The sequence below is a fragment of the Mycobacterium sp. genome, from assembly GCF_025965855.1.
Classification (GTDB): domain Bacteria; phylum Actinomycetota; class Actinomycetes; order Mycobacteriales; family Mycobacteriaceae; genus Mycobacterium.
Genome location: NZ_JAOPWB010000181.1, coordinates 1 through 6278, shown reverse-complemented (window position 1 = coordinate 6278; position 6278 = coordinate 1). Strand labels below are relative to the sequence as shown.

At 65.1% G+C, this 6278-nt stretch carries 5 protein-coding genes and 1 pseudogene; 2 read left to right on the top strand and 4 right to left on the bottom strand.

Annotation, left to right across the window (positions count from 1 at the left end):
* Positions 1-188 precede the first annotated feature (188 nt).
* The 3 genes from JWP83_RS31270 to JWP83_RS15150 form a co-directional block, all read right to left on the bottom strand.
* Positions 189-1121, bottom strand: a complete 933-nt coding sequence (locus tag JWP83_RS31270) for a nitroreductase/quinone reductase family protein (protein ID WP_367185642.1) — start codon at positions 1119-1121, stop codon at positions 189-191.
* A 439-nt stretch (positions 1122-1560) separates the two neighbouring features.
* Positions 1561-3261, bottom strand: a complete 1701-nt coding sequence (locus JWP83_RS15155; protein ID WP_297731289.1) for a cyclic nucleotide-binding domain-containing thioredoxin-disulfide reductase — start codon at positions 3259-3261, stop codon at positions 1561-1563.
* A 163-nt stretch (positions 3262-3424) separates the two neighbouring features.
* Positions 3425-4384 (bottom strand): helix-turn-helix domain-containing protein, encoded by a 960-nt coding sequence (locus JWP83_RS15150; protein ID WP_297731287.1) that lies wholly within the window; start codon positions 4382-4384, stop codon positions 3425-3427.
* 461 nt (positions 4385-4845) lie between these two features.
* Here JWP83_RS15150 and JWP83_RS15145 point away from each other — a divergent pair, with 461 nt between their 5' ends.
* Complete coding sequence (locus JWP83_RS15145) at positions 4846-5694, top strand: alpha/beta hydrolase (RefSeq protein WP_297731285.1); 849 nt, start codon at positions 4846-4848, stop codon at positions 5692-5694.
* A 78-nt stretch (positions 5695-5772) separates the two neighbouring features.
* Positions 5773-5895 (top strand): annotated as a pseudogene (locus JWP83_RS15140) (SDR family oxidoreductase); the annotation flags it as partial.
* A gap of 102 nt (positions 5896-5997) precedes the next feature.
* Here JWP83_RS15140 and JWP83_RS15135 read toward each other — a convergent pair.
* The coding region (locus JWP83_RS15135) for a heme-binding protein (protein WP_297731283.1) at positions 5998-6278 on the bottom strand (281 nt) is incomplete at its 5' end.

Sequence of the window (6278 nt, the reverse complement as noted above, 5' to 3'; positions counted from 1 at the left end):
ATACCGCTGCTCCCGCCGGTAATCACGGCGATCTTGCCATCCAGTCTTGCCATCAGTTGACCCTCCAATTGTCCTATTGTGTGGTGGACGTGCTTCTGCGGCGTCCGTTGCCCCGCCAACGCTGTCGGGGCGCCGGAATCGTCATGGTGCGAAGCCATTTCGCGTCCGGGCGGGTGGCCGGCACCGCCTCAGGCCCGGGTCGGGAAGGTCTCGCCGAACATGGGTAGCCCACTGATGGACTCTTCCTGTGTCGCTTCATCTTGGATGACATCCCAGTGCTCGGCGAGTAGACCGTTTTCGAGCCGCACGATGTCGGCCGCTATCCAGTTGGCGGGTTGCCCGATGTCGGTGAATCGGCCGTGCAGCATCACATAGTCGCCGTTCGCGACCATCAAGCCGTTCTCGTAGCGCATGTCTGGCGGTGAGGCCTTCACGAGCTCGAACAGGCCCTCACGTCCCGGCTCGATGTGCGCGCTGTGCTGGATGTAATCAGGTGACCAGAACCGCTGCGCCGCAGCGTAGTCCCGCTGATTGAACAACGTGTCGAACGCCTCCAGAACGAACGCTTTGTTGCGCTCTTCTGCTGCTGTCGTCATCGCCGTGCCTCCTTCGTAGGGGATAGGGGTATTGCTGTTTCGGACAACCGCGGTAACTGGCGTGCGCGGCGCGATGGGCTCCAACACCATGACCGGGATGTCGCGGCCGCCTGCCAGGCGTCGATATTCGGGAAAGTGCGGCCAGAACCGCTCGGCAACCGTCCAGTAATAGCGCTTCTCGTCGCCGGTGACCTCGCGGGCGGCGAACTCCCGCACATTGGCGCCGTCCTGAAGGCGCACCCGGGGGTGGGCAACCAGATTGGCGTACCAGGACGGGTTGGTGGGCGACCCGCCCGCTGACGCCACCGCCACGTACCGGTCACCGTCGACGATCCGCATCACCGGGTACTTGCGGGCCTTGCCCGATTTCGCGCCCACCGACGTCAGGATCACCACCGGCCGACCCTCCAGCGTTGCGCCCTTGACGCCGCCGCTGGCCTCATAGTCGGCCACCTGCGTGCGTACGCTTTCCGTCGGGCTTGGCACGTACTCGCCGTCAAGACCGCTCTCAGTTGTCAGCGTCATCTCTCGCCTTTCGGTGGTGTGCCGACCATCGACCGCACAACGTTTAGACCGATCTGTCCAACAACGCGGTAGGTGCACCTTCCATTCCGGAATTCGAGCCGATGAACTGGCCCAAAAATTGCGATTGCGGGACCTGCGTCGGGCTGTGGCATGAGCTGTCCCGTCGTCGATATGGCCCGGCCTGGGTGGATGGGGAAGGCCTTCACAGCGACGTTAGATCGGTTCGGGCGCACGCAGTCCGGTGGCGGACAACTCATGCACGCCATGCACACGTCTGGGCACACGGTGAGCAGTTTCACGTTGAAACGCCAGCTCGGTTAGGCGCCGCTCAGCGCGCCGGTCTGCCCGGTGGGAGAGCGTTGCTGCGTCGTTGTCCCGCGCCGTGGTAGTGGGTCGTGATGTGTGCGTGCGCGCCGGTGAGCCCGCCGGTGATGGCCGCTTAGGGGTGTGCTCCGAGCGCGGTGTGGATGGACCGCACTGCGCTTGCGCCTTCTCCGACGGCGGAGGCCACGCGTTTCACCGAGGTCAGGCGGACGTCTCCGGCGGCGAATACGGTGGGCATGCTGGTCTCAAACGGCAGCGGTGTGCGCCCCAGCGCTGCCCAGGTGGCGCCGAGTTCTTCGGGATCCAGCTGGGCGTCGGTGCGGATGAAGCCCGCCCTGTCGAGGGCAAGGTCGGCAAGCCACTCGGTTTCCGGTCGCGCGCCGATGAAACAGAACAGGCCGGCGCATAGGTGTTCCGCTATGTCACCGGTGGAATTGTTGGTGAGGGTGATGCGCTGCAGTGACGACCCACCGGACAGGCCGGTGACTTCGGTGTCGGCTCGGATCGTGACGCGGGGATCTGCTCGCAGCCGTCCCAGCAGATACGACGACATGGTGGCGGCCACGTCTGATCCACGCACCGCCAAAGTCACTTGGCAGCCGCGCGACGCCAAGTACAGGGCGGCCTGTCCGGCGGAGTTCGCCCCACCCACCACGGTCACCGGTTCGGTGCGGCACGCGCGAGCTTCCAGTTCGGTTGCCGCGTAATAGATTCCCGCTCCTTCGAAGTCGATCCAGCGCTCCAACGGCAGCGTCTTGTAGCGCACCCCGGTGGCGATCAGCACGGCGCGGGACTCGACGGTGGTGCCGTCGCTGAGCATCACGCTCAGGTGGGCTCCGTCGGTGTCTAGGTCGACCACCCGACACGGGCTGGAGAGCTGGGCGCCGAATTTCATCGCCTGTAGGGCCGCGCGTTGGGTCAGCTCCTGGCCGCTGAGCCCGGAGGGGAAGCCGAGATAGTTCTCGATGCGGGAGCTGGCGGCGGCTTGCCCGCCCAGGCCGACCGCGTCCAGGACGACGGTGTTTAGCCCCTCCGAGGCGCCGTAGACGGCGGCGCCCAGCCCGGCCGGCCCGGAGCCGATCACGGTCAGGTCTGAGGGCTTGGTCCCGGTGTGCCGGTACGCCAAGCCCAGCGCCTGGGCCATCTGCCCGGTGGTGGCGCGGCGCAGCACCCGGTGGCCGGTGATCACCGCGGGCAGATCCGCGCCAGTGATCTGCGCGGAAGCGGCCAGCGCCCGTCCTGCGGCACTGTCGGCATCCAGCCACAGGTGGGCCAGGCGTTGACGGGCGGCGAAGGTACGCAGCGCCAGACTATCGGCCGACAATTCGCTGCCCAGGATGGCGATGGCGCGGGCCGCGGGTCCATCGCGTAGCAGGTCGCGCCGGGCCAGGAAGGTGCGCAACAAGATATCGGACAGGTCGGGTTCGGCGGCCATCACCCGCCGAAACTGCTGGCGGGTGATCCGATGGATCCGGCCGGCCTCGGTGACCCGCGCCATCAGATAGGCCGTCTGGCCGGTCAGGAAGTTCAATTCGCCCAGGAACCCCCCGGGCCCGTACCGGGCGACCACCGACTCCGGTTCGTCGCCGGTGGCCGGGCTGATGATCTCGATCCACCCCGACTCGACCAGGATCAAGTCGTAGTCGACGTCGCCGGGGCCAAACACGACGTCGCCCACCTGCACCGGTTGCGCCACCCCGTAGGCCGTCATGCGGTCGAACTGGGCCCCGCTCAGTTGCGGCACGGCCGACGCGGACCCCGACGACGGCGACGCTCCGGTGGACTCCCGGGCCGGTTGACGGTCGCGGTCCGCCATGATCTGCCCCATCGTTGGATTCGGCCACACCTCGCAGCAGAGCGGTGGTGACTCTGACGCTAGTTCGGTGTGGGGGCAAAACGTGCGGCCGTAACCGGACCTGGCACACGGTGCACAGACGTTGGGCACACGACGAGGCACCGCGCCTAGTGGGCCGCGACGGTCAGTGAGTTGGGCGGCGGTTGGTCTCACGCCATTCGCGCGGTGACATGCCGAACGTGGCCCGGAACATCCGCGCGAAACTGGAGGGGTCGGTGAACCCCCACCGGCGGGCAACCGCGAAGATGGGATCACCTGCGCCCGTCGAGGCGAGGTCTTTGCGGCATTCCTCGAGTCGTCGCGCGCGGATCCAGTCTCCGAGCGAAATGCCTTCGTCGGCCAGGATTCGGTAGAGCTGCCGCACCGATATGTGGTGCTCGGCGGCGATGCGGCCGGCGCTGAGGTCGGGTTCACGCAGATGGGTGCGAACGTATTCCATGATCCGCACGACCAGCGTGGCGTGCAGCGACTCCTTGCCCAACTCGACGGCGTCCAGATGGGTGGTGATTACCGCGCGCAGTAACTCGATGCTGGGTTGGCTGACCAGGTCGCCGCCCGGCCGATCGAACACCCGTGGCCGCAGCGCCAGCCGGTGCAAATAGGTCGCGGCCAGATCGGTGATCGGATGCCCCGGACTCAAGCTGACCGCACAGACCCGCCGGATGACATCGGCCGGCAACGCTAATCGGTCCAGTGGTATCCGGAACTTGTGCTGGCGGATCCCGTCGACATCAGAAATGACCCATGGTGATGTTGAGTCGTAGATGACCACATCACCAGGGCGCAGGATGGCTTCCCGCCCGTGCTGGGCCACCAGACAGGATCCTGTCATCTGCAAACCCATGAAGATGCTCGGTGTGAAGTCGTCGTGGGTTTGTGCCGCGGTGCGGTGCACCTTCACCGCAGTACAGGCCGAGGTCCAAACCGTGAGCGCCGCCAAGTCGGTGATCGCTATGCGCGCCGCGGGGCCGCGGTCAGCCGCGAAATCGATCTCCACCGGCACCAAATGCTCTGCGACCGTCGCACGCACCGCCTCCGCGCGGTCGGCTTTCGGGATCTGCCGGGCGTCGAAGACGACGGTCACCAGCGCGCCATAACGCTGCTGGATGACGTGGTAGCTGCGCCGGGGAGGCCGACAAACTTCACCCTCGACACCGCTCGCCTCCGCCGTGGATTGATCGTTTCAGACCAAGCGTGGACCGATTGATCCGGACTGTCAATCGGCGTGGAGAAGCAGCAACGCCGCCAGCACTTGAATGGATACCGCCGTTGTCGCAAGCGCGTCGGCGGCTGCGCCGGCTCAGGCGAGCCGCGTGTGGGGGCGATGCCGAGTCTCCCACCGGGCAGACCGGTGCGCCCAGAGCCCGGCCCAACCGAGCTGGCGTTTCAACGTAGAACGCCTCACCGCGTGCCCAGAAATGTGCACGGTGTGCACGAGTCGTCCGCCACCGGACGGACTGTGCCCGAACCGATCTAACGTCGCCGCGAAGGCATTCCCATCCAACGAGGCCTGACCGACATGAAAAGAGGGAAGGACGGCCGCTTGTGAACACACCGCCAATGCGCACGTACTCCCAGACACCGACCGATGTCGTGCGCGCCGCGAGCGGTATCGACTTCGCCTACCGGCGCGTGGGCAATCGCGGTCACATACCGCTGGTCCTCGCGAACTACTTCGCCGCGAACATGGACGACTGGGATCCCCTCATTGTTGACGGCTTAGCTGCCGACCGTGACGTGATCACGTTCGATTACCCGGGAGTCGGAAGCTCGGCTGGCGCCACCCCGGCGACTGTAGCCGAGTTTGCCGTTGACTGCGTCGGTTTCCTGCACGCCTTGGGCCTGACAACCGTTGACTTCCTGGGTTTTTCGCTCGGTGGAATGGTCGCGCAGCAGATCGCTTCGTCTCATCCGGAGATGTTTCGTCGCATGATCCTGTGCGGGACAGGGCCACGCGGCGGCGAGAAGATGACCTTCACCGAACTCTCGATAGACGAGCTCAATGACCCCGTAGCCTTGCTTCTGAATTCGTTCTTCACGCCGAGCGACGCCAGCCAGGCCGCGGGTCACGCATATCTGGACCGCCTCAACCGCCGCGAGGCGGATCGCGATACGCCAGTCACCATGACGGCCGCCGCCGCTCAGTTGCGTGCGATCCGTGAATGGGGTGAAATCCCGACCACAGACCGCTACGCCATGCTCAGCACGATCCGGCAGCCAACGTTGATCGTTCACGGCGCCAAAGACATCGTCGTTGACTCGATGAACGCCATCGTCCTCGAAGAGAACCTTTGCGATGCCAGACTTTTGATACTTCCCGACGCCAGCCACGCCGCACATTCGCAACATGCAGAAGTCTTCCTCGCCAATGCGCGACTGTTCCCCAACAGCTGAACGCGCAGTGAAAAACGAGCTACCTGCTGCGAACCTGGAGCCTCATTACCGTCCAAAAGTCAACGCAGTAAAGGACTTTCGCTGGGACGACTGGCGCAGAGGGACGAAGTTGCGAATGCGGTCGTGTTTCTCGCCTCCGACCTGAGTAGCGTCACGACCGGCGCCGTACTACAGCCCGCGGTGCCCGTTGAACCTTCGTAAGAGGTCACGCAAGCGCCGTTTGGTGTGTGTCAGTGGTCATGTGGAATAAGCCCGACAGCGACGAACTGCGTTCGCTAGTGCGTGTGAATACGGTCGCCCTTGTTACTCAGCCGACACCGCATCGGGTAGGAGCGCTAGGGCTGCTCGCGCGCAATCGATGTCGTCCTGCACCGTGGGAGCCCCGCTCAGCCCGATCGCGCCGACAATCTCTCCGTCCACCTTGATTGGAAACCCTCCTCCCCACGCCGCCACACGGGCAAGCGTGGGCATCCCAGCCAAAAGCGACGGGTCGCCTTGGATAGAGTTGAAAAGGTCGTGCGTGGAGAGACCGAACAGAGCTGTGTAAGCCTTGTTCTGCGCAATCTCGATGGCAAGGATCGGAG

Excerpts from the sequence above, each read along its gene's own strand:
- JWP83_RS15155 (WP_297731289.1), bottom strand. The coding sequence starts at position 3,261 with ATGGCGGACCGCGACCGTCAACCGGCCCGGGAGTCCACCGGAGCGTCG.
- JWP83_RS31270 (WP_367185642.1), bottom strand. The coding sequence starts at position 1,121 with ATGACGCTGACAACTGAGAGCGGTCTTGACGGCGAGTACGTGCCAAGC.